This is a genomic window from Pseudoalteromonas phenolica (assembly GCF_005886345.1).
Classification (GTDB): Bacteria; Pseudomonadota; Gammaproteobacteria; order Enterobacterales; family Alteromonadaceae; genus Pseudoalteromonas; species Pseudoalteromonas phenolica_A.
The window spans coordinates 1-22415 of the sequence record NZ_PNEC01000066.1 but is presented as its reverse complement, the minus strand read 5'-3'; the positions used below and the strand labels follow the sequence as shown (position 1 = coordinate 22415).

General features: G+C 39.4%; 21 protein-coding genes and 1 pseudogene. 7 read left to right on the top strand and 15 right to left on the bottom strand.

Features of this window, described 5'->3' with window-relative positions:
• The 4 genes from CWB72_RS19430 (at position 1) to asnB (ending at position 4304) form a co-directional block, all read left to right on the top strand.
• Complete coding sequence (locus tag CWB72_RS19430; RefSeq protein ID WP_138478517.1) at positions 1 to 729, top strand: DUF969 domain-containing protein; 729 nt, start codon at positions 1 to 3, stop codon at positions 727 to 729.
• Positions 726 to 1748, top strand: coding sequence for a DUF979 domain-containing protein (locus CWB72_RS19425; protein ID WP_138634851.1), 1023 nt, complete (start codon positions 726 to 728; stop codon positions 1746 to 1748). The genes CWB72_RS19430 and CWB72_RS19425 overlap by 4 nt, the downstream gene beginning before the upstream one ends.
• Entirely contained in the window at positions 1741 to 2424 is a 684-nt protein-coding gene (gene pcp / locus CWB72_RS19420) for a pyroglutamyl-peptidase I (protein WP_138634848.1), read from the top strand. Before CWB72_RS19425 ends, pcp begins: the two co-directional genes overlap by 8 nt.
• Before the next feature lie 218 nt (positions 2425 to 2642).
• Positions 2643 to 4304, top strand: coding sequence for an asparagine synthase B (gene asnB, locus CWB72_RS19415; protein WP_138634845.1), 1662 nt, complete (start codon positions 2643 to 2645; stop codon positions 4302 to 4304).
• Positions 4305 to 4412: 108 nt separating this feature from the next.
• Here the strand turns inward: asnB and CWB72_RS19410 are convergent, their stop codons facing one another.
• The 5 genes from CWB72_RS19410 to CWB72_RS19390 form a co-directional block, all read right to left on the bottom strand.
• The gene (locus tag CWB72_RS19410; RefSeq protein ID WP_138634842.1) at positions 4413 to 4730 is read right to left on the bottom strand and encodes an AzlD domain-containing protein; all 318 of its coding nucleotides are present in this window, start codon (positions 4728 to 4730) and stop codon (positions 4413 to 4415) included.
• Complete coding sequence (locus CWB72_RS19405) at positions 4723 to 5553, bottom strand: AzlC family ABC transporter permease (RefSeq protein WP_252371597.1); 831 nt, start codon at positions 5551 to 5553, stop codon at positions 4723 to 4725. The genes CWB72_RS19410 and CWB72_RS19405 overlap by 8 nt, the downstream gene beginning before the upstream one ends.
• 139 nt (positions 5554 to 5692) lie before the next feature.
• A complete protein-coding gene (locus tag CWB72_RS19400; RefSeq protein ID WP_138634839.1) occupies positions 5693 to 6520 on the bottom strand; it encodes an AraC family transcriptional regulator in 828 nt (275 codons plus the stop codon).
• 207 nt (positions 6521 to 6727) lie between these two features.
• Positions 6728 to 7390, bottom strand: a complete 663-nt coding sequence (locus tag CWB72_RS19395; RefSeq protein ID WP_138634836.1) for a DUF2987 domain-containing protein — start codon at positions 7388 to 7390, stop codon at positions 6728 to 6730.
• Positions 7380 to 8204, bottom strand: coding sequence for a glucosaminidase domain-containing protein (locus CWB72_RS19390; RefSeq protein ID WP_138634833.1), 825 nt, complete (start codon positions 8202 to 8204; stop codon positions 7380 to 7382). The genes CWB72_RS19395 and CWB72_RS19390 overlap by 11 nt, the downstream gene beginning before the upstream one ends.
• Positions 8205 to 8436: 232 nt before the next feature.
• On the opposite strand from CWB72_RS19390, the gene CWB72_RS19385 reads away from it, so the two are divergent.
• Positions 8437 to 9729 carry an anti-phage deoxyguanosine triphosphatase gene (locus CWB72_RS19385; protein WP_138634830.1) on the top strand — a complete coding sequence of 431 codons (1293 nt, stop codon included), beginning with the start codon at positions 8437 to 8439 and terminating at the stop codon, positions 9727 to 9729.
• A 68-nt stretch (positions 9730 to 9797) separates the two neighbouring features.
• Here CWB72_RS19385 and CWB72_RS19380 read toward each other — a convergent pair whose 3' ends face one another.
• Positions 9798 to 10988, bottom strand: a complete 1191-nt coding sequence (locus tag CWB72_RS19380) for a helix-turn-helix domain-containing protein (protein ID WP_138634827.1) — start codon at positions 10986 to 10988, stop codon at positions 9798 to 9800.
• Between the two features lie 135 nt (positions 10989 to 11123).
• On the opposite strand from CWB72_RS19380, the gene CWB72_RS19375 reads away from it, so the two are divergent.
• Positions 11124 to 12518: a S41 family peptidase gene (locus CWB72_RS19375; RefSeq protein WP_138634825.1), complete on the top strand. Its 1395-nt coding sequence runs from the start codon at positions 11124 to 11126 to the stop codon at positions 12516 to 12518.
• Positions 12519 to 13147: 629 nt separating this feature from the next.
• On the opposite strand, the gene CWB72_RS19370 is transcribed toward CWB72_RS19375, so the two are convergent.
• Together CWB72_RS19370 and CWB72_RS19365 are read right to left on the bottom strand one after the other, a co-directional pair.
• The gene (locus CWB72_RS19370) at positions 13148 to 14266 is read right to left on the bottom strand and encodes a porin (RefSeq protein WP_138634822.1); all 1119 of its coding nucleotides are present in this window, start codon (positions 14264 to 14266) and stop codon (positions 13148 to 13150) included.
• 14 nt (positions 14267 to 14280) lie between these two features.
• On the bottom strand, positions 14281 to 14706 hold the full coding sequence (locus tag CWB72_RS19365) for a substrate-binding domain-containing protein (protein WP_138634819.1): 426 nt from the start codon (positions 14704 to 14706) through the stop codon (positions 14281 to 14283).
• A 520-nt stretch (positions 14707 to 15226) separates the two neighbouring features.
• Here CWB72_RS19365 and CWB72_RS19360 point away from each other — a divergent pair.
• Positions 15227 to 16176: pseudogene (locus CWB72_RS19360) on the top strand (IS110 family transposase).
• Here the strand turns inward: CWB72_RS19360 and CWB72_RS19355 are convergent.
• The 7 genes from CWB72_RS19355 to CWB72_RS19325 all read right to left on the bottom strand — a co-directional run bounded on the left by CWB72_RS19355 (position 16139) and on the right by CWB72_RS19325 (position 22377).
• On the bottom strand, positions 16139 to 16435 hold the full coding sequence (locus CWB72_RS19355) for a hypothetical protein (RefSeq protein ID WP_138634816.1): 297 nt from the start codon (positions 16433 to 16435) through the stop codon (positions 16139 to 16141). The pseudogene CWB72_RS19360 and the gene CWB72_RS19355 sit on opposite strands and share 38 nt — an antisense overlap.
• 410 nt (positions 16436 to 16845) lie before the next feature.
• Complete coding sequence (locus CWB72_RS19350) at positions 16846 to 18786, bottom strand: flavin monoamine oxidase family protein (protein WP_138634813.1); 1941 nt, start codon at positions 18784 to 18786, stop codon at positions 16846 to 16848.
• Positions 18787 to 19356: 570 nt separating this feature from the next.
• A complete protein-coding gene (locus tag CWB72_RS19345) occupies positions 19357 to 19986 on the bottom strand; it encodes a hypothetical protein (protein WP_138634810.1) in 630 nt (209 codons plus the stop codon).
• Positions 19987 to 20297: 311 nt separating this feature from the next.
• On the bottom strand, positions 20298 to 20570 hold the full coding sequence (locus tag CWB72_RS19340) for a hypothetical protein (protein ID WP_138634807.1): 273 nt from the start codon (positions 20568 to 20570) through the stop codon (positions 20298 to 20300).
• A 342-nt stretch (positions 20571 to 20912) separates the two neighbouring features.
• Positions 20913 to 21155, bottom strand: coding sequence for a hypothetical protein (locus tag CWB72_RS19335; protein ID WP_138634804.1), 243 nt, complete (start codon positions 21153 to 21155; stop codon positions 20913 to 20915).
• 117 nt (positions 21156 to 21272) lie between these two features.
• Positions 21273 to 21803: a zinc ribbon domain-containing protein gene (locus tag CWB72_RS19330; RefSeq protein WP_138634801.1), complete on the bottom strand. Its 531-nt coding sequence runs from the start codon at positions 21801 to 21803 to the stop codon at positions 21273 to 21275.
• Positions 21804 to 21915: 112 nt separating this feature from the next.
• The gene (locus tag CWB72_RS19325) at positions 21916 to 22377 is read right to left on the bottom strand and encodes an SMI1/KNR4 family protein (protein WP_138634799.1); all 462 of its coding nucleotides are present in this window, start codon (positions 22375 to 22377) and stop codon (positions 21916 to 21918) included.
• Positions 22378 to 22415 lie beyond the last annotated feature (38 nt).

Sequence of the window (22415 nt, the reverse complement as noted above, 5' to 3'; positions counted from 1 at the left end):
ATGTTTGATTTAAACTATATGCCGCTGATTGGCATTCTGGTCGTTGTGGTTGGCTTTGCCCTAAAGTTCAATCCACTACTGGTTGTGACCGCGGCAGGTCTTGCCACCGGTATTGCCGTGGACATGGATTTTATCGCCTTAATCGAAACCTTTGGCGAAAAGTTTATGAACTCCCGCCAACTCGCTAGCTTTTTACTTATCTTGCCTGTGATAGCAATTCTTGAACGTTACGGTCTGCAGCAGCGTGCAAAGACCTGGATTGCTAACATTAAAGGCGCTACGACCACCCGCATTTTAAGCATGTATTTTGTAGTACGTGAATGCTCAGCGGCGCTAGGCCTTTTAAGCCTAGCGGGTCAAGCGCAAACAGTTCGCCCATTACTGGCTCCCATGGCATTGGGTGCCGCCGCGAATACGCATGGTGATTTACCTAAACCAATTAAAGACTTAATTAGTGCCCACGCCGCAGCCTGCGACAACATCGCGGTATTTTTTGGTGAAGATATCTTTATTGCTTTTGGCGCTGTACTTTTAATGGACGCATTCTTAAAAGAAAATGGCATTGCGGGCATTGAGCCTCTGCATATTGGTCTATGGGCTATTCCAACAGCAATAGCCGCTTTAATCGTTCACCTATTCCGTCTAGCGCGCTTTGAAGCAAAAATTAGAAATCTCATCGCAGAGCATAAATCACAGCAAACAGAAAACGCTGAGGGGGCATTATCATGAGTGCGCCAGTAAACGAGAATACAGTGAATAGCACAGCCATTATTTCAATTGAAAACATCTATCTTTTGATTGGCTTTGTTGTGATGTTTTTAGTGGTTAAAACCCTACAAGATAAACAACATCCCCAAAAATACACCACTGCCCTATTTTGGTTCTTGTTTGGTAATGTGTTTTTATTTGGCGACCTCTCAATAAACTTAATCGGCGAGTCTCTCACCTATCAGTGGATTGGCTTTAGTGTCATCGCCATTGCCTTACTTGCTGGCTTTGGAAAAGTCTCGATGGGCTCATACCATCAACCTTCAGAAGAGCAACTTGAAAGTGATGCCAATCGAATAGGCAATAAATTGTTTGTGCCCGCGGTGTTAATTCCAGTGGTTACTGTTATTTGTACATTGCTTTTAAGTAATTTGAACATTGCTGAGGTGTATTTATTTGACCAAAAACATGTAACGCTTGCTTCACTCACCCTCGCATGTGGTGTTGCACTGATTGTTGCTTGGCGTTTTACCTCAGGCTCGCCTTTCCAAGCACTCTCTGAATCGCGCCGTTTGGTTGATTCAATTGGCTGGGCGGCCATTTTACCGCAAATGCTCGCCATGTTAGGTGGTGTATTTATCGTGGCTAATACCGGCACTGCCATACAAGATCTTGTGAAGCTATTTATCTCGCCAGATAACCGCTTTATGTTAGTGGTGTTGTACTGTGTTGGTATGGCGCTATTTACCATGATCATGGGTAATGCGTTTGCGGCTTTCCCGGTGATGACTGCGGGTGTCGCCCTACCGTTTTTAATTGAAGGCCACGGCGCCGCAGCAGCACCGCTTGTTGCCATAGGTATGTATTCTGGTTACTGCGGGACGCTGATGACGCCAATGGCTGCGAACTTTAATATTGTGCCTGCCGCACTGCTTGATTTAAAAGACAAATATCAAGTTATCAAAGTGCAGATCCCAACGGCCATGGCATTACTTATTATCAATATTTTCTTAATGTACGGAGTGATCTTTAATGACTAAACAGACCAAAGACGAATTAAAGACCGTGCTCCTGACGGGTTTTGAACCCTTTGGCGGCGAAAGTATTAACCCATCATGGCAGGCGGTAAAACAATTACATGGTCAAAGCATTAATGACCACCAGGTTAAATGTGTAGAGCTCCCTTGTGAATTTGGGCGCTCCCTTGAACACTTATATCAAGCGATAGAAAAACATAAGCCAAGCTTAGTATTGTGCATTGGTCAAGCAGGCGGCCGCTCTCATATTTCTATAGAACGTATTGCCATTAATATCGATGATGCTCGCATTGCTGACAATGCGGGTAATCAACCAGTCGATACTACCATTATTGATGATGCACCTACGGCATATTTTGCCAAGTTGCCTATCAAAACCATGTTTAAAGGCTTGATAGAAGCAGGAATTCCAGCTGAAGTGTCAAATACGGCAGGAACTTATGTGTGTAACCATGTGATGTTTGGCTTACTGGATTATATAGCGCGCCATTTTGGTGAGAACGATGAATCGATTCGAGGCGGCTTCATCCATATTCCATTTTTGCCAGAGCAAGCTGCGCACCACGATGGTGCACCAAGCATGAGTCAAACAACGGTTGTTGATGCACTCAAGCTATTGATAAAAAATGGACTTTCAAGCGAACCTGATCTCAAAGTAGCCGCTGGCACCACACACTAATCACAGCAATTCACCCTCTTTTTCATATTGGTGCAATGGTGCTTAGCTATTGCACCAACTTTGACATAAAAAATTCATATTAAGCCTAATTATCTATGTGACTTAACTAAAATTTTCTGTTAGTTATAGAGACTGTACCTGCGCAATTTTACAATTCTTCAACTATGCCTGACAAAACAGGCAATGCGCAGACAGCAATTAACAGGAATGAGGTAATTATGTGTTCTATTTTTGGAGTACTAGAACTTAAGACAGATCCCGCTCAATTGCGAACACAAGCAATTGAGATGTCTAAAAAGCTGCGACATCGAGGCCCAGATTGGTCGGGTGTCTATTCATCAGATAAAGCCATTTTAGTTCATGAGCGCTTAGCGATCGTTGGCGTTTCAAGTGGTGCTCAACCACTATACAACCCAGAGAAAACCCATATTCTCGCAGTCAACGGTGAAATCTATAACCACAAAGAACTTGCTGCGAATTTAACAACCGAATTTGAATTTCAAACCGAATCAGATTGCGAAGTCATCTTGGCGCTATACAAACAAAAAGGTCCAGAGTTTTTAGACGATCTGAACGGTATTTTCGCGTTCTGCTTATACGATGAAGAAAACGATGCTTATTTAATTGGTCGTGACCACATTGGTATTATTCCACTTTATACGGGCCGCGATCAGCACGGCAACTTTTATGTCGCCAGTGAAATGAAAGCGCTTACACCGATTTGTACCAGCATTGAAGAGTTTCCTCCGGGTCATTATCTATATTCAAAAGAAGGCTCGCTGCATAGCTACTATCAACGTGACTGGCAGTCATTTGATGCGGTGAAAGACAACCCAGCCAGTGCTGAAGAAGTAAAAGACGGACTTGAAGCTGCAGTTAAACGCCAACTCATGTGCGACGTGCCTTATGGCGTATTACTGTCTGGCGGCTTAGATTCATCGGTTATTTCGGCAATAACGCAAAAGTTTGCCGCTAAACGTATTGAAGACAACGATGAGTCAGATGCATGGTGGCCTAAACTACACTCTTTTTCTATCGGTCTTGAAGGCTCACCAGATTTAGCCGCTGCTCAAAAAGTTGCAGATGAAATTGGTACTGTGCACCACCCTATTCACTTTACCGTTCAACAGGGGTTAGATGCGCTACGTGAAGTGATCTATCACCTAGAAACTTATGATGTGACTACGGTTCGCGCATCGACGCCTATGTATTTAATGTCGCGTCAAATCAAAGCCATGGGCATTAAAATGGTGCTTTCAGGCGAAGGGGCTGATGAGCTATTTGGCGGTTACTTATACTTCCATAAAGCGCCAAATGCACAAGAATTCCATGAAGAGTTAAACCGTAAAGTTTCAAAACTACATATGTTTGACTGTTTACGTGCTAACAAATCAATGGCCGCTTGGGGTGTTGAAGCGCGCGTACCATTCTTAGACAAAGAGTTTGTTGATATTGCCATGCGCACCAACCCTGATTACAAGATGTGTAAAGATCGCCGCATTGAGAAGCATATCGTTCGTGAAGCATTCGACGGCTATTTACCTGATGAAGTGCTATGGCGTCAAAAAGAGCAATTTTCTGATGGCGTAGGCTATTCTTGGATTGATTCTTTGAAAGAGTTTGTTGAAGAGCAAGTATCTGACTCTGAGCTTGAAAATGCGCAATATCGCTTCCCTATCAATACCCCTGATAGCAAAGAAGCCTATTTCTATCGCACAATCTTTGAAGAGCACTTCCCGGGGGAAGCTGCTGCGAAATGTGTACCACACGGAAAATCAGTTGCATGTTCGACACCGCAGGCTTTAGCTTGGGATAAAGCATTCCAAGAAAATGCCGACCCATCTGGTCGCGCAGCAAAAGTGCATAACGACGCTTATTAAATTTTACGTTTTACTCTAAACAAAACGCAGCTCAAGGGCTGCGTTTTTATTTGCGCGGCGTATAACTCCAGACTTTTAGCTTTTAGCTTTTAGCTTTTAGCTAAGGAATCATAAAACCCAATTAAGTATCAAAAATGACCCCATACCTACAACCACCACTGTCAAAGTATTTTTAATTTTTAAACTCGCCAACACTGTAATTAATCCAGCATACAAAAATGGACTATGGAAAAACGAAGCGCCTTCGGTTTTATGTCCTAAAAACACAATCGGCACCCACATTGCGGTCAACACTGATGGTGCTGTGTACTGCAACAATTGTTGTACTCTCGGGCTCAAACTGATGGGAAGTGACTTCATAAAAAACAAATATCGGCATGAGAAAGTGATGGCAGTCATTAATACAATCAATAGATCGTTACTCATCACTTTGCTCCTGTTTAGTTTCGACACTCACGGCACGCTTCTTCGCTTCGCTCTTTATTGTGGCACTCTCTTTTGCTGAACTCTTTTTTGCAAAGTAGTACCCAGCAAACATACCGATAAAAGTTGACGCAATTAATGCATACTCAAATGCTAACAGCTCTAGAATCAGAACAGAGACACCACTTGCCAATACCGACATAAAAACGGGTTTGTCTTTTATGGCTGGCACCACTAAAGCGATGAAAGTTGCCGCAATCGCAAACTCCAATCCGTAGGCTTGCAGATTCTCTATATTATTACCCGCCACTATGCCCACCAGCGTGGCTAGATTCCACATCACATAAAAGGCAATACCCGACGCAACCGCATATACATAACAAAAACGTTTATGTTTTGCGATGTAGGCGTTGGTCAACGCAAACATTTCATCAGTTAAAAAAAATGCAAAAACGATACGTTTAAACAAGGGTAAATCTCTCACGTAACTTTGAAAAACCGCTGAATATAATAAGTGGCGAGAGCTTATTACAAATGTTGAAGATAAAACCGGCATAGCAGGGCTACCCAAGCCAATTAATTGCATACCCGCTAATTGCGCGGCTCCAGCAAAAACAAACAAAGACATGGCCTGTGCCTGCCAAGGCGACAACCCAACTTGAATGGCTAAAGAACCACATAAGATCCCCCACGGGATCACAGCCACACAGAGCGGAAACATATCAATGAACCCGCGCACAATAAGACTCAAATTACCTTGTTGATTTTCAGCTTGCATAGGTGCTGTATTGTCTAATTCTTCTATTAAGGGTTTGGATGATGCCATATTTAAAGCTCAACGATGAATAGTTTATCGTTAAAGCATAATCAGTGTGCAAAACAATTTATTGTACAAAGTTGCGATCGTAAATTGCTTTTATACCCATCCTCTTAAATAAGTGTTCTATTTTGAGGATTGGTTTTAGCTAGGCTACTACTGACGTGAGTTGAAACTGTTTAGGGGTTGTGCCCAATGCTTTTTTAAAATGGCGGTTGAAATGACTTTGGTCGTGAAAACCACAGCCGATAGCGGTATCTAAAATCGATGTACCAGCGCGAAGCATCTTCTTTGCTTTGATAAGCCTGGCCTGAATTTGATAGGCATGGGGCGTAATACCAAATGCCTGATTGAATTGGCGCACAAAGTGAAATTTACTGCAGCCAACTACATTCGCTAGCTGCTCTAACGAGACGTTAACTTGGGTATATTCGTCTAAAAACTCTCTCGCGAGTTTGAGTTTTTGTACATCAACACTGGCTGCTTTTACAGCTTCGACATGACGACCATAGCCAGCCGCTAATTGTGCCAAGGTACTGTACAACAGCGTTTCAATAAGTAATTTTGATGCCCCATTTTCAATCTGTTCGAATACACATCTGAGCTGGGCCGCTATTCGAGCATCTTCAATCACAGAGTCTTTAAAATAAGGTGTGAGGCTTTGATTATTTACTAAATCTTTAGAGATTTGATTAAAGTGCTCAACAGTCGGATAAAGGGCTTTGTATTTCCAGCCACCCGCCGTTGCTGTTTCGCCTGTATGCACGTCATCGGCATTAACTAGAATAATACTATTTTCAGCCGCAACATGATTTGCCCCACTGCGATAAAAACGCTGCGCCCCCTGCTCAATCAAGCCAATGGTATAGCCTTCATGAACATGCTTTGAAAAGGTTTGTCGCTCGTATTGTGCATCGACCACTTCAAGGCCGTTTAATACATCGGCATAGTGATATTTTGCCTGCTCTTTTGCCAACCGATTTGCCTCTAAATAATGGTATTTCTTTTATAACACTATTTAAGCAATCTGTTTTGTACAAAATTGCTGTTTCAATGCCCTATTTTATAAACCACATCTCTATAGCACCGACTTTATGTCGGGTTAAACACCCATAAAAAAAGCGCTGAGTTCATAACTCAACGCTTTCTCAATGTCGATAAAACAAGCAGTTAATTTATACGCTTATTTCTCTATCCAAGGTGTAATTAATACAGGCTTTGCACTCATAGAGTCACTGGTAAATTTAAAATCATCGCCTTCCCAGCTGTCTTTCACAGTAAACTTACACACGTTATTCGCACAACTGACCCCCGGCTGATTGAAAGCAACCTGATTATCAAACTTAACTGAGATCCCTTTCTGCGATGGCAATAAAAAGCTCATTAACTTACTCACAAAGAAGCCAGATAAGTCCGATAATAGTTCATCAAACTCATGATGAAGCTGATAAATGTCAGCTTTGGTTAAATTTTCTAACCCAAAGTGTTCAGCTTCAATCTGAAACTTTAACTGACAATCATGCTTAGGATTTTGTGGCTCAATGATCAATACCGCTTTGTCTTTGTCTAGCTTGTCGTCATAAGGAAGTAGTAATTGCGCGTCTTCAGTGTAAGTTAAAGGCGTTTCACTGTTCTCAGTTACAATTTTACCTTTGGCAATTTTGCACGGCTCAAGTGTCGCAATATCAACAATGTAAAAATTAACGCGGGCAAACTCGAACTCACCTTTTTCGATCACCTTCAAACGGTCGTGAAAGCCATCGTAAGACACCACAAAGTTATCGGCCATAGCTGGTTGAGTAAACCCAATAGCCGCTAACGCGAGCGCAAAAAATTTATTCTTCATTAAAATAAGCCTTGTTCTGACGGATCATGTCATTTAATTCTTCAATATACGCATCACCGCGCTCAGAATAAGAAAGCAGGCCTGCAGTCAGCTCTGTTGCATCAATTGGCTTTTTCTCAGCACGTAATTGTGCACGTTTTGCCCTTAGCTCGGTGTACGCATTATGGGTGTTTAAATTTCTAAAATACGATTTAACACTGGCTCTCACAGACTTAAACGCTGCAACTTCATGGGCTGCTTCGTCTGCGCGTCTTTTAGGAACCAAACCGCAGCCCTTCTTGTAACACCACTGTCCAAAAAAGTTAAGGCCAATTCGTGCAAACCTTGATGTACCCCAAGCCGATTCATTGGCTGCCTGCATTAGCGCCAATTCTTTTGGAATAATATCAACATGTATCAAGGCATTTTGAAGGCTTTCGACAGTGTAGTCGGCATCACCCAAACGGTAATAAGCAAAAATATCGTCTAGTTTTTTAACTTGTGTTGGGGTCAACTCTTCTTCAAATTGCAGCATCATTAATGCAATCTCAATCGACGCGCGTTGCTGCAAAATAGCTTGGTTTTCTTTTACTACATGAGGTTTTATGAAATCAAAGAATGCCTTTTTCTTGGCTCTCACATCTTTGATATTTGCAAAGTCTGGTAACTCTACATCATGAAGTGGTTTTTCTACTTCCACTTTTTTTACTGGTAGCTGCTCTTGAACAGGCGCTTCAACCACCTCTTCAATCACTTCTTCAGGCTGAATAAATGGGTAAATCAAACCATAAATTGCAACCACAGCGATAACCAGTTTAAGTAAATTTCTTAGCATTTTTTCTCCGATAAAACAGCACATTCCCCGCTTCCATGAATGGGTTGTTACCTGCTAAACACCACACTTTATGCGTTGCGAAAAGCAATTGTAACCTGCACTATGTATACTATTAATGAACTCAAAAGCGCGTAATTATATATAAATTCGCCAATAAAGGCGAATTACCCCAAAATACGCTGAGATTATGTCACTATTTTGATACACCTGAATGAGGAATATTCGAGGATTTATGGACTTGATTTGGCAGCAACGACGATGTGAACAACGTAAAAATAGACCCAACGATAACCGCTCAGCTTTTCAAGTTGACCGCTCTCGTATTATTCATGCAGCCGCTTTCAGGCGACTGCAAGCCAAGACGCAGATCATGTCGATTGGCGTTAACGACTTTTACCGTACCCGACTGACTCACTCGCTCGAAGTTGCACAAATTGGTACCGGCTTATTACGCCACTTACAAAATAGCCATCCTGATTTTTCACTGTTTCCAAGCACAAGCTTAATTGAAACCTTATGTTTAGCGCATGATATCGGCCACCCACCATTTGGTCATGGCGGAGAAACCGCACTGAACTTTATGATGCGCGAACACGGTGGCTTTGAGGGCAACGCCCAAACACTGCGCATTGTCGCCAAACTTGAGCCTTACTCAAAAGGATTCGGCATGAACCTAACGCGCCGCACCTTACTGGGCTTTATAAAATATCCGGCATTAATCAACCAACTTTGGCATTCGCAAGCCGAGCACGACCCTGCTTCGCCATTTATTACTGCCCACCACTGGCTGCCAGCCAAAGGCGTGTATAACTGCGACCAAGACATTTTTGACTGGGTACTCGCGCCTTTCTCAAACGCCGATAAAGACTTACTGCAATCGAATAAACCTTGGGATGACTTTAGAAATAAAACCCAATTTAAGTCGCTCGATTGCGCCATCATGGAAATGGCTGACGACATCGCCTATGCCGTTCACGATTTAGAAGACGCCATTGCCACAGAAACATTATCAGCATCAGATTGGCACAACTACGCCATGCCAAAACTCAAAGCGCTCGACTCACCTTGGTTAAAACAAAACTTAGAAAGCCTCACGCAACGTTTATTTTCAGATGATGAATCATTCAGAAAAGACGCCATTGGCGAGCTTGTAAACTTATTCATCGTAAACAGCAGCATGCAAACACAAAACGACGCGTTTGAATCAGAGTTACTTAAAAACACCGTGAAACTCGAGCACGAGTTTGCAGCAATTCTGCAAGTGCTGAAAGTTTTCGTGTACGAGCGACTCATTCGCGAACCCAAAATGCAGCAAATAGAATTCAGCGGTCAAAACCTTTTAATGGATTTATTCAAAGCATTCGCCAGCGACCCGATGCGACTACTGCCGCACACGACTCAAGTGATCTTTGAAGAAGCTCATGATGAAAATGCAAGAATGCGCGTGCTAACCGACTACCTATCGGGCATGTCAGATGAATATGCGAGAAAAACGCATGCGAGATTGTTTGCGGGAGTAATTTAGTCTGCTCAAAATGCCCTGATTATTCAGGGCTGCACTTGAAATAATATAATACTCAAAATTAACTTTGATTATTTTACATTCGATTTAGCGTATTTAGTATTACTAAGCTGTTTTCTATATGAACTTGGCGTATTGCCCATATGTTTTTTAAAAGCTTGATTAAATGTTGAGCGAGAATTAAACCCCACTGAAAATACTATCTCTAATAAATTAGCATTTGTTTGCCTCATTTCAATACAAGCAGCCTCAATCCGCCAGCTATTAACAAAGTCATAAAAACCAACACTCATCGAGGTGTTGAGTACCTGAGAGATCCTTATTTCTGTGACACCGGTGAGATCAGATAATTTTCTTAAAGTTAAGTTTGGATCAGCATATATGCCTTCAGACATTGCATTTGTCAGTTTGCTTTTTATTCTATCAATATCGATGTCATGCATTGGTGAATTTTGGTACTTTTCATCCTTAGATTCAGTATTGCTTTTAGCCACTTCTGACTCTTGCGAATCTGCATATATGGGTCGCTGATTAACCGCCAATACACCAACAATTAATAACCAAATTAATTCAAAACATAAAAATACGATATTCTGCCAGCCCACTTCTGAATATTCTGAAGGTAAAAAGAGGCGAACGACCGAAACCACAAAAGCAATAACCAAGGCAATAACTGACCAACGGACCCACGATAAGTCTCGATTTTCTATATTAGAAAAATAACCTTTAATAGTATGAAGATGGCGAGTCAATAATTGCGTAATTACTAGTAGATATGCGAAAGAAAAAGGCAATAATAAAAATAAAGCCATTGTTGGGCCCCAAGTTATTAAACCTAAATGATCTAGAGTACCTGGAGGTGATGACAAACGTGCCAGTTTTATATCATCATCAAGTAAGAAGTACGGCATACACATCATGGTTCCTACACCAAAGCCAAGCAAGTGCTTTAACTCTCGGCGTAAATGTACTTTTTGATTTATCAGAGTTAGGTGTTTTACATACAGATAAAAACTCGGCGCAAGTAAGTATAAAAAAGGTATGTATGAATTTGTAAGCCAGGGAGCGAATAACCATATCTTAAGATGCCAAAACCACTCATCAAATTGGTTGCACAGATTAGCAATAAAAAAAATGGCTAAATAGTAACTTGAAGATTTGCTTCTTTTAAGCCAAACAATATGAATAAGCATAAATAAACAAACTCCAAAGGAAGTACCTATGAGCAAAATTTGAATCGCATTTTCAAGATTGGCTTGCACGGCTGTTTCACCTCGTTAGACACAATTTAAGCAATAAATAAATTTATTTAAGATGTACGATTAAGCTTAGACGGACGAAAAAAACAAACAAAATCATATTATCAGGCTTCTTTTAAACTAGAAAAGAGCTTAGATATGCAAATTATAAAAACAGCACTACTCAGCAGTGCGTTACTACTATTAGGGTGTGATAGCCGCCCCACATTACCTACTTCTTCGACGTTCACACTCGAACATCATACTGGCGTTTGGCAATCACAAGGGTATGGTTACATAATGAAGATTGGCGTTGAAGGCATGCAATTATTCGATAGAAACCAAGCTGGTTGTATTCAAAAAAATATCAGCAGTGCAGACATTGCCGAAAACATGGCTGTGTTTAAAAATATTGATGAAAACCACATCTCAGTAAGTGCCACACCAAACTCAACTCAATATCACTTCGAGAGATTGACAAATAACCAAGCTGAATTGATTAAAACCTGTATAACTTCAATAAACACAAATCCTGTCGAAAACTTTAATTATTTCAGCCAAACCATGGCCGAGCACTATGCCTTCTTCGATACTTACCAGCAAAATTGGCCTAAAATAGTTAAAAAATATCAAGACAAAATCAATAACTCTTCACCAAACTCGCAATTGTTTAATGTGCTTTCTAGCATGTTAAAAGACTTAGACGATGCACATTTATTTTTAGCTGCAGAAGTCGATGGAAATTCGAAACTCTATCAACCAAGTAAATCGAGAACTCTGCGACCCGCTTTAGACAGAGCTTTTGCCAAACAAAATGACTTTGAAGACCCCAAAGCATTTCGTTTGAATTGGTATGAAAACTATAAAAGCCAAGTGCGAGAGGCTGTTTTAGAAGGTAATGCTAACGAAATTGGCCAGTTCATTATTTGGGGTATGATTGACAATATTGGCTATATCAACTTACAACGAATGCAAGACTTTTCAGAGAGTGCCTCTATTCAAGATGACATGGCTGCAATCGAGCAGGCTATGGATACCATGATGAACACACTTTCAAAAAGTGATGCAATCGTTTTAGATATTACTGCTAATGGTGGTGGCCATGATGAAGTTGGCTTAGTATTGGCTCGTTACTTTAATCAAAAAAAGCGGCTCGCTTATTCAAAAATAGCCTTTGGTGGTAATCACTCGCAACAATATTACCTTGATGTAGCACAGAATATAGCTTACACCAAACCTGTTTATTTAGTAACGAGCGATCATACTGTAAGTGCTGCAGAAACATTCACAATGGCAATGAAATCATTACCACAGGTGATACATGTTGGTGATACAACAAGAGGAAGCCATTCAGACATATTAGATAAAATGCTTTTAAACGGTTGGCATCTTGGTTTATCAAATGAAATCTACAAAGACAGTACTGGTAAAGTATCAGAGGGTAAAGGACTTGTACCTGAGCGAATGCTGCCTATATTTGCTGGTGACGATATATTTAATAGTCATAGCATCGCCATTCAAACACTACTCAAAGAAGTAAAATCCAAGCTATAAAAACAAATACTGTCCCAATATAAAAAGGCCTCATATGGCCTTTTTATATAGTGAAAGCACGACGTCAAAGCTTGATGTTTCACTGCGGTTTAGCCAAAACTAAAAAAGTAGGTTTTAAGTCAGCTCTTTTTAGCTATAAATTGAAGTCTTTCTCCTGATTTCAGATAATAAGTGCGACATTCATAGAAAGGTGTAGAAGAGGAAGCCATTGGGAAACTGTAAATTTCTATAGTGAAAAAGCAGCATTCAGATGCAAAACAGAGCGTTAAAATCGTTTTTTTAAAACACCGTGAAATTAAAATCTTAATTATCTAACAGCCTGATAAAACTCATTCTATTGACTGAACTACCATAGATGACGCCACTAAAAAATATTGGCTGATTATTTACTTGGAAAATCAGATGTATGCACCATTAAAAATCACAACATCTTTTGCTAAGTTCGCTCTACTAACATGTCAAATCATGCAAAAAATACAATGTAACCTAAAATTTTAGCTCTTCTATATAAAGTACAACGTAGTAACGCTTTATATAGAAGGACTAGTAAGATATTGTATTTTAAAAATATATATCATTTCTTTAAATATATTGGATTAGACATATACTTTTCACCTGATACATTTAATCTAAAATACAAAATCAATGCCAAACGATAACGTATCAGAGCTACCGTGAAAATCCCAACCAGAAGGCTCATGACCTTGATCATTGAAGTTATCAAATTGTACTTTCAGCGAAGCACTATTTGCAAAATCATAGCGAATACCGTAACTTATCAAAGTATGCTCTTCATACTCTTTACCAAAGACCCTATACTGATCCGCTTTAGAATACACGATATATGGCTGAAACTCGTTCCAAGTGTAAACAAGGGATAAAAGGAAGGTAGGCCATTCTTCTTGATTTGTGTCGTATCGTCTTACGTAGTTGTATTCAAACAACACCGTAAATGGATTGAAATCTAAAGAACCTCCAACCCCATAAAACTTTTGTGATGTTCTCAATCCTACTCGAATAGTGTCATTATCCATAACAAAGTCACGATCTAACTGATGTTCCATATAAGCTATGCGAACGTCAAAGAAGTCACCAGAAATATTCCAACTAACTCCTGTAATATCACGCCAATTTTCATTAACACCAATGGCTTTGTTTTCAGCTGTATCGTAAAAACCTTGCTCGGCATAAAAGCCCATTTCTTTATTGTCTTCAGAATTTTCATTTCCATAATAGACTGTTACGTTGTTTGATAAATCTCCCAATGAAAAATCTTTAGATACATGAAGACCATTAAACTGAACAATTTGCCACCAGTATAGGTTTGAGGGTGGTCTCATCCAAGGATAAGCAAACCCAACGTCGTAAAACTCAGAATAGTAATACATTGGAATATTTCGGCGGCCAAGCATCACTGTCCAGTCATTTTCAGCAAAGTAAGTTAAATAATACCAACTAAACTCGGGTTTAAACTCATCGCTTCCTTTAGTAGTAAGCTGTCCCGTTATCATCAAATTATCTGCAAGATTCGAGGTTAACTGAAGTGCAATCATCGTTTCTGCGTTAAAAGTGAGCTCATTTTCATACTGGCCTACTTCAAAGAAATCAGCGGTAAAGCGCTCTCCATCATCTAACGTTTGGCCAGCAACAACAGAGCCATAACCACTAAACTTAACATCAGCTTTAGAAGTGAAGGCTATTACACTAGTTAAGATAAATATTAAAATTGAAGTGTTTGTTATTTTCATTTTTTCACCCTTACCTAAAATTTGATAATAACTTTAACTTTGTCAGTAACTTTTGAAGCATCAACATATCCAATTGTGCTTGGATTAGTCGATACAGTGTTAATGACTTCACTTTCTGACTTGACATTTATAGGAGGTGTCCCTTTGCCGGTAAAAATTAACTTCGACCAATAAGCTTTAATTTGACTAGAAGATTTTCCGAGCAACTCTGTATTAAAAATACTACGAGTATCGCTACCTTCTGTTAAATCTATTGGTAAAATGACTTTGCCATCAGCAAAGTTTTTCATTTTTCCTAAATAGATTTTCTTGATATCGTTTTTGGTCAGATTCACCTGGTTGGAAGGGTGAACGACTACAGCGACTTCAGCTAAAGCACTAAATGAACAAAATGAGGGAATAGCGACGGATAGAAAAACCGTTAAAATACTATATTTCATAATCGGGGCCTCCTGAGAAAACCGTATTAAAAGCATGTATGTAGAACGCTTTAAGAGATATAGATGAGAATTCACACTTGTTCAAATAATAAACAGCCGTTTAATTTTATATAAATACTAAATACGTTTTAATTTATTTGTAAAAATAAATAAAAACATAAAGATAAGTTCGATATTTTAGGTTCAGAAATAATAATCAATAAGTTGGTTAATATGTTGCTTATTGAAGTGCCTTAATCAGTTAAAGTAGCTCAGTAAACGGCAAAAAGTTGTTGGCTTGAATGTAAAACCAAGTGAAACAGCCAAAACTTTTTAACCTAATTTAGGTAAGGTAAGGCCCAAGCTTTAGCTGCAACTAAAGCCTTCTTTTACAGTAGTTCGATTAAGCGAAGGCTCCTCTGTTGAGAGACCGATAACAAGAAAGAACGCTGTAAAAAACTCCAAGCACCACACTCGAATAGTCTACTGCTTCATAGCAAGCGCGGCCGAGCCCGCATTATGCAAGCAAGAGTTAGCTTATATGAATACCAATACAAATCAAAGCATTAACATCGGCGTCGATACCGGTAAATTTCAACTCGATATTTATATTCGACCTTTAGATATTTACTTTACTGTTGCCAACGATGATAAAGGCATTAGAGAAGCCGTTAATAAGATTAAAAAGCATAAGCCTGAACGCATTATTATCGAGGCCACCGGTAGATTAGAAATGCCATTCATTATGGCGTGCGCTAAAGCAGGTTTACCTTTTGTCATTGCCAACCCAGTTCATGTAAAGCGCTTTGCTGGCGCTATTGGGCAACGCGCTAAAACGGATAAGTTAGATGCAAAATTAATTGCCTATTACGGCGAAGCCATCAAACCGTCGCTCTCTCAGCTAAAGCCAGAAACCATGCAGCTTATGAGCGATTTAGTAGCACATAGAAACCAGTTACTCGTCATGCAAACAATGGAGAAAAACCGTCTTCAAATATTGCCAAAAGAACTCGCTATGACAATAAAGCCTATCCTCACTGCATTTAAAAATCAGATAAATAAAATAGAAAATAAAATCGTCAAATTAATCGAGTCATGCCCTGAATATCAGGCTAAAAATGATCTACTTCAAAGCATGAAAGGCATTGGAAAATCGCAGCAGCATCCATCATTAGTAATTTACCTGAACTGGGATATATGACCAATAAACAGGCTTCCGCATTGGTAGGTGTTGCTCCAATAAACCGAGAGAGTGGCCGCTTCAAAGGCCTGCGAAAAATACAAGATGGGCGTCATCAAGTGAGGACCGTTTTATACATGGCCATGATGTCAGCAATACAATCTAACCCGGTTTTTAAAAGCCAATATCAAAAGTTGGTAGCTGCAGGAAAACCAAAAAAAGTAGCTATCATTGCCTGTGTTAGAAAGATGATTGTGATCTTAAATTCAATGCTTAGAGATGGGGTAATGTGGGAAGCGCCAAAAGTTTAAATTTAACTATTGACGCCATAGTATCTTGTATGCTGTTGTGTTGCCGCCCTAGCCTTATTCTCTGTTGAAATTCGACAGCCGATGTACATTGGATTCGCGTTCCTCCAGCCCAATAAATATTTGAAATGACAGCAACTACTTTTTCTTTTGCCTCTTCATCACCACTCATTTTTGTTGGGTTTGACACCCACATATCAATTTCAAAACTACCTTTGTCGCCGCTGAGATCTCTAATTGAGATAAGTGACCAATTAGGCATTGTGCGTCTTTTTGAAAGTTAAAGCCTTGCATTACATCACAGGAAAAGTTCATTTCAGATGCTTTTCTTTTACTTATTAATCACTTAGCTACAATGCGTGTTTCTATTTAAAGTTCCGTCATTTACACTTCAAATAAAATTGTGTGGTAAAACTTTGATTCTGCATTAAAGTCAATCGGTTTCTGTTTCTCGCTCTACCGTTTCTGAAGAGTCAGGTCACCTAGATTCACAAATGAAATTAGTATAATTATTGAGCCCAAAAGTAATAACCTTTATAGGCAAATATATGGAGGCTCAGCGATTGTCAGCAGAAGCATACAGACATATATCCTGTTATTTCTTTCAGCTGTATGTCTGGATTATTTTTATATATGTAAAAGGGAGTTTCCTCCCTTTTACATAAACTACTATTAGATACCTTCAACCATTAAGCGTGTATCTGGTAATATTGCCAGCTCAGCAATAGGCTGATCGGGTTTTGCAATTCGGGTAACGGCATTCAAAGCTGCTGCAATTGCGCCCTCTTGCCAACCGGGCAAAGATGAAATTTGATCGCCAACAATAAAGAAGCAAGGCACACTTTCTGTGCCATCTGCATTTTTCACTGATGTACCTTGAGCAATACGGTTAAACTGTTTAGCCGCAAATTTTGCATCTCCTACAGCCTGCCAATAAGCCCAACCCCCTTTTATATAAGGCATATTTTGCCACGCAATCGCAAGGCCTTCTTGTAGCCCCTCAGCAAAAGGTTGGTTAAATCTACCAGCGTCAACTCTAGCTTTGTCTAAGCGTGCTTGAACAGGTAATTTACCCCACTCAGATGCTACCTTGTCAAAATTATACGCGCCGGTGAGTACGCCTTTTTTATCTTGGTAGGCTGTCGAAGGGTACCAAATTTGCTGGATTTCACTGTCAGTCCAAGAAATGCCGCCAAAAATAGGCACCACACCCACCTCAGATTTTTTGACGCCACTAACTGCATCATTGTGTGTTATTGCATCACTGTTAATGGTGCTCCCTTGCCATAGTGCTCGCTCGGCCTGCCAGCCCACTTTTGAAGTACAAGCCAAAAACTTGGGCACATAACCATCATCGCGCGCTTTATACCCTGGTGCTTGCTCGGGGTTGAACTGTGCCGTATAGACAGCATGTAATGCTTCTTTGAATTCAGCCGAAAAGCCCGAATTAAGATCTGTATCTTGTAATTTATCAGATAATATTTTGCTTAAAAATGGCATGGCCAAGTTACAAATACAATAGTCAGAACGGTACTCTATTAGCTCATCTGAGCCCATTTTTTGTACTGACACTACAAATTCTTGTGCGCATTCATCCCAATCAATTTTTTTAACGGGGCTACTGAGTAAAATATCCCCGCCAAGGGCCGCAACCTGCTGAGCAAACGCATGCTGTACTCTATCCATTCCGCCTACAGGCTGAAATAGGGTTGGTTGCCATAAAAAGTCGTTGGGCTGAAAAAAGCGTGTATCTTGCCAAAACTTAGACTCTAATAGGCTATCAAAGCTGAGCGCTTCGGCAATCACACCTGCTGCTACGCCGGGTAATTCAGTGTAACCTGCACGGGTCACACCGTTTTCAAACCCTTCATCACCAGAACTCACATGATAACGGCCTTTACTGTCGAGTTCGCCAAAACTGACCATTAAGCTTTTAAGCTCTTCAACTCGTTCATTTAATTTAGACTTATCTATAGCTTGGTTTTCAAGCAGTGTTTGGGCTTGTGCATAAACCATTTCTGCAAGCCAGCCTCGGGTATTATGATCTAAGCGTCTGTAAACAATCGGGTGACCACTAAACGCATCTTGTTTTTGTACAAGGTTAGAGCCACTGTTCATGACATAAACTTCAATTTCAACCGAAAATTGCTTTAAGTACGATAATAACCGCTTATGTGAGCTAGGAATTCGTCCAGGCCCGGCATTTAAGTACGGCTCACTATCACCTTGAGGGCGTTTAAATCTCACTACTTGTGGTTGACTAGGCGATGAATTAAACAACTCACTGTCTTGGTCTTCAATTAACGTATCTCCGGTACGCAAACTTAAACATCGCCCGCCCGTTCTATTTTGCGCCTCCAACACTGTGACATTAACGCGGTCACTGTCATCAGAGCAGCGCTGTTGATTTAATAACTCATACGCAGTGGTTAGCCCGCCAACACCTGAACCAACTACAATTACGCGTTTGCCATCAAGTTGTTTGGGTTTTAAATGTTTTAACGAAGTATCGGTTACTTGATTTTGTAAATTGGTTGCATTCGCTAACGATGCAAATGCACAGGCTTGGGGGTTATCTTGTAAAAATTCGGAACGACTTTTGTATTGAGACATAGATTCTCTCCTTGTTTAAAGTGGTATGTGATACAACTTTTTCGGATATAAATCTGAATCACAATGTCAAAAAATGCCATTACTGCCTATTACACTTAATATTATGTAACTTTTAGAGGGATTGACCTTTAAATATATTACTGGCGTAACGCAAAATACATTCAAACTATGAAACGTAAATATAGTGGTCAACTAATTTCAGATAAGATTTTAGAGGTCTCAATTTCAATGACATCCTAGCCAAAATTACTGCAATTGACAGCACTGCGACTAATAAGTCAAGCCATTCTTTGCAAAAAAGAAAAGTAAGAATTAATGGTGTCAGGTCTTGCATTGTGTAAGAATTAATGGTGTCAGGTCTTGCATTGTGCAAAATAAAATGAAATTTCACAAAGCTCTACATTCGAGCATAACTGCCTAATAGAGATAACAAAGTAGCTAACTGATGTGTTTGGAAATGCAATGGCGATAGACTTAGCACGAATGACAATTGTTGGCACATATGTGACTGTCAGATTTGATTGAGTTCTATTATTCGAATCTGACAGTTCAAGTTAAGACTTATTCGCGTTATTCACTTTTGCTTAATTCGTCTAATGTTTGTTGATAAACAAAGACCAAGTTTTTCTCTTGTGCCATCAGCTCTTGAAAGCTACTTCGCATTAAATACAAAGTCTCTCGTAGGTTATTGGGTTTCATCGACTCTCTGTCATTCATGATATTAATAAAGTTCAATATGGTGGTTTCAACACTTAATTCTTGCAGTCTGTAAGCTTTGGCAAGCACAAAGGTGGTTTCTATATCTAGAGATACCCGAGAGCTCGACTGCTGAAGCGCTTCCCACGCAGAGCGACTCACCATTTCTTGAATGACGCCGTTTGGCATGAGTTTTAAGATGAACATTCGGGAGTCATCTGTGACTTTATCTGAATTAAAGTTTTTTATTGCGGTATTAAAATTCTCAATGACTTGCTCATGATAGGGGATCCAACGATTGAGGATTTGCATATTTTCATTGAGCTCAATTTTTATCATTTGCAGCGCGCGTGCTTTTTCTTTGTCGGCCTTCATTTTGCCTATATATTCATTGAGTACCAGAGCGAGTAAGACACTAAAAATTATTAAAGAGGACTCAAATACGATTTTTGATAAGCGCTTTTTTAAGTTATTGTGCGTACTTGGCTCCATCATTTCTTCCATTTTAGGTACTAGGGCAAATTACCTTAACATAGTTATATCTAATTGCAGTGCAAAACTTTTGAGGTTATTAACCCCCTTACGTCATCATGTTTCTATAAGACGTATGTCAATTAGCAGCACTGTGTATGAAAGCGTTGTCCGAAAATATTACTTAACGCATTTTTTAGAGTTTAAGAAGTTTACCCATGAGGCTGAAAATATAATTTTTTGATTTTTAGCCTTAATGCTTCAACATTTTGAGAGGCTTTAGAAAAGAAACGAGAGATGTAATCGAAAAAGAGCCTTATTAAAAGGCTCTTGAGGTGTCAAACTTATATGAAGCTTTTTTTGAGCGCAATCATTACCTTGTGTGTATTGTATGATTCAAGCGCAAAAATCAGATGCTCTACTTCTGAAATTACAAATTTCTCTGTTAGTTCATTTGGCGGATCTACCCAAGTCTGTGTGACTTTTGGTTCGAATCGATCACCGATAGAAATTGATGAGAAAGGCGTTGAACTAAATACATGGTAACTGGGTTCATTTGAAAAACAGTTTTCATAAACCTCTAAAGCATACTTGGTTGGTTTGAGTTCTCTACTCATTTAAGCATATTCCCTTATTATGTTTTACTTTGTAAAGATTGCACATATACAACATAGCGAAGGTGTTTAACCCACAATCTAAACACTGTAAGACTGTACATTTAATGCTCAAGCTATGAGATATATCCAGTACAGTAAGTTTATGCGCAATTTGTATGAGGTTCCAATTTTTTTTACATCTTTTTAACTGAGAGAGTACAACGTTGTGAGGCTTGTTGTTTAAGTACTTACGAGGGTTTAATAAGCACCATTTTTTGCTCTAAAAAGTGCATTGTTTCGGCTTGTGAGGTAGGGGCAAAGCCGACTGTTTTTTATCCGCGCTTACAATTTTGTTATGTGGCTTTATTTCCTAGTTGTTGTATCTGTTAACACCCAGTTTTTGAAGTAACTAATAGCCTCGTTAATATCTTGAAATGATTTATTATTCATTTTTTGGCCGCGCTCATAGTAAAACACCTCAATCTCAATTCGAGCATCGTAGATACAATAACCTTCAAACATTGATAACTCATCGATGCCGATAATATCTTTATAAACTTTTTTCTTAGCTAGATACTTTTTCAGAACTACTAATTCTTCACGCATACTTTTTCCACATCACGCCTTGCTTAGCGGCGTGAAATAGATTGACTAAAATGTAAAGCGAAGCGTAACAGCCAACAATTTTTTTCCGCGTTTACGACTTTGTTATGTGCTTTACCTCTAAAACTTGCTTCCACATTTAGGGCAAAATTTATATTTTTTTTCAACTTCATAGCCACAGTCACCACAAAACTTATTATCACTATCATTTGAAGACCTGTTTAAAGCTGATTCAAACGGATCTTTTTCTTTGTCAGGAGCAACGATATCTTGTGCTGAAAAACGATTTTTCGAAAATGCATTGTACAAATGGTAGGCACCTGAAATGCAGCCAGATAAGATTACAAAGTAGCCAATCAAATGAACGTTGCTTCCATTATCTGTTTGATTTAACCAAATTAAACCAAATAAAATGCTGCCTGCAATCTCTCCTACTCCTAATCCAAAAGATGGAGCCCTACCAGTCTTAATCGAAGCAATATTTCCATCTTCATCAGCAATAGATACTCTGTGAACTGGTTTATCCTTGGCTCGCTCTTTAATTAATATATTGATTTGTGCTAATCGTTCTGGATAAACTTCACCATCAATGCTCTCTTTACACTCAAGTAATTCCTCAAGCGTATATTTTGTATAGTCAATCTCTGTCAAAGTAACCTCAAATCTTCTTCACGCATAACGCTTTAATAATAGGCAGAAAATTATAGGCTACACTGCCGCCCCGCGGCAAGCCTATGATTTTATGTCCTTATTGATTAACTTGTTAGGCGACGACTGCTCTAGACAGCCAATTTTCTATAGAATCAGCAACCTTCATTACATCACAGCCGTCATGATGGAATATCCAAACGGAAAAATCATCCAACTGATCCAAATACAATAGATCTCCATTATCTTCTGCTATTACAAATCCATTAATAACTCGTTCGAGCGAAATTCTTCCCTTTGGCGAAGTAACATACTGGTCATTACTGAATTCACTAAAACATTTGATATATAATTCAAGTTGTTTATGAGCAAACGATTGACCAACACCTTTCATGTCTATTTCTTCAGTAAGCTCATCTTCATTAAGAAAACACCAACAACGCCCTTCAAAATCAGAGGTATCTTCAGAATCCTCATTAAAAAAGTATTCATCAGCTTCATTAAGAGATGAAAGTAAATTCAGATATCCCTGAGGTAGGTTCATTTGTCTTTCTATTTGAATGCTTTCAATCGACATAGATGTTCCTTAAGACGCCTAACGCCTTAATAAACGGC

Bases quoted from the DNA above. Each gene is read 5' to 3' on its own strand.
- CWB72_RS19385 (WP_138634830.1), top strand. From the start codon at position 8,437: ATGGACTTGATTTGGCAGCAACGACGATGTGAACAACGTAAAAATAGA.
- CWB72_RS19425 (WP_138634851.1), top strand. From the start codon at position 726: ATGAGTGCGCCAGTAAACGAGAATACAGTGAATAGCACAGCCATTATT.
- CWB72_RS19390 (WP_138634833.1), bottom strand. From the start codon at position 8,204: ATGCTAAGAAATTTACTTAAACTGGTTATCGCTGTGGTTGCAATTTAT.
- CWB72_RS19370 (WP_138634822.1), bottom strand. From the start codon at position 14,266: ATGAAAATAACAAACACTTCAATTTTAATATTTATCTTAACTAGTGTA.
- CWB72_RS19410 (WP_138634842.1), bottom strand. From the start codon at position 4,730: ATGAGTAACGATCTATTGATTGTATTAATGACTGCCATCACTTTCTCA.
- CWB72_RS19395 (WP_138634836.1), bottom strand. From the start codon at position 7,390: ATGAAGAATAAATTTTTTGCGCTCGCGTTAGCGGCTATTGGGTTTACT.
- CWB72_RS19340 (WP_138634807.1), bottom strand. From the start codon at position 20,570: ATGAGTAGAGAACTCAAACCAACCAAGTATGCTTTAGAGGTTTATGAA.
- CWB72_RS19375 (WP_138634825.1), top strand. From the start codon at position 11,124: ATGCAAATTATAAAAACAGCACTACTCAGCAGTGCGTTACTACTATTA.
- CWB72_RS19350 (WP_138634813.1), bottom strand. From the start codon at position 18,786: ATGTCTCAATACAAAAGTCGTTCCGAATTTTTACAAGATAACCCCCAA.
- CWB72_RS19355 (WP_138634816.1), bottom strand. From the start codon at position 16,435: ATGCCTAATTGGTCACTTATCTCAATTAGAGATCTCAGCGGCGACAAA.
- asnB (WP_138634845.1), top strand. From the start codon at position 2,643: ATGTGTTCTATTTTTGGAGTACTAGAACTTAAGACAGATCCCGCTCAA.
- CWB72_RS19335 (WP_138634804.1), bottom strand. From the start codon at position 21,155: ATGCGTGAAGAATTAGTAGTTCTGAAAAAGTATCTAGCTAAGAAAAAA.
- CWB72_RS19430 (WP_138478517.1), top strand. From the start codon at position 1: ATGTTTGATTTAAACTATATGCCGCTGATTGGCATTCTGGTCGTTGTG.
- CWB72_RS19345 (WP_138634810.1), bottom strand. From the start codon at position 19,986: ATGGAAGAAATGATGGAGCCAAGTACGCACAATAACTTAAAAAAGCGC.
- CWB72_RS19365 (WP_138634819.1), bottom strand. From the start codon at position 14,706: ATGAAATATAGTATTTTAACGGTTTTTCTATCCGTCGCTATTCCCTCA.
- CWB72_RS19325 (WP_138634799.1), bottom strand. From the start codon at position 22,377: ATGTCGATTGAAAGCATTCAAATAGAAAGACAAATGAACCTACCTCAG.
- CWB72_RS19405 (WP_252371597.1), bottom strand. From the start codon at position 5,553: ATGGCATCATCCAAACCCTTAATAGAAGAATTAGACAATACAGCACCT.
- pcp (WP_138634848.1), top strand. From the start codon at position 1,741: ATGACTAAACAGACCAAAGACGAATTAAAGACCGTGCTCCTGACGGGT.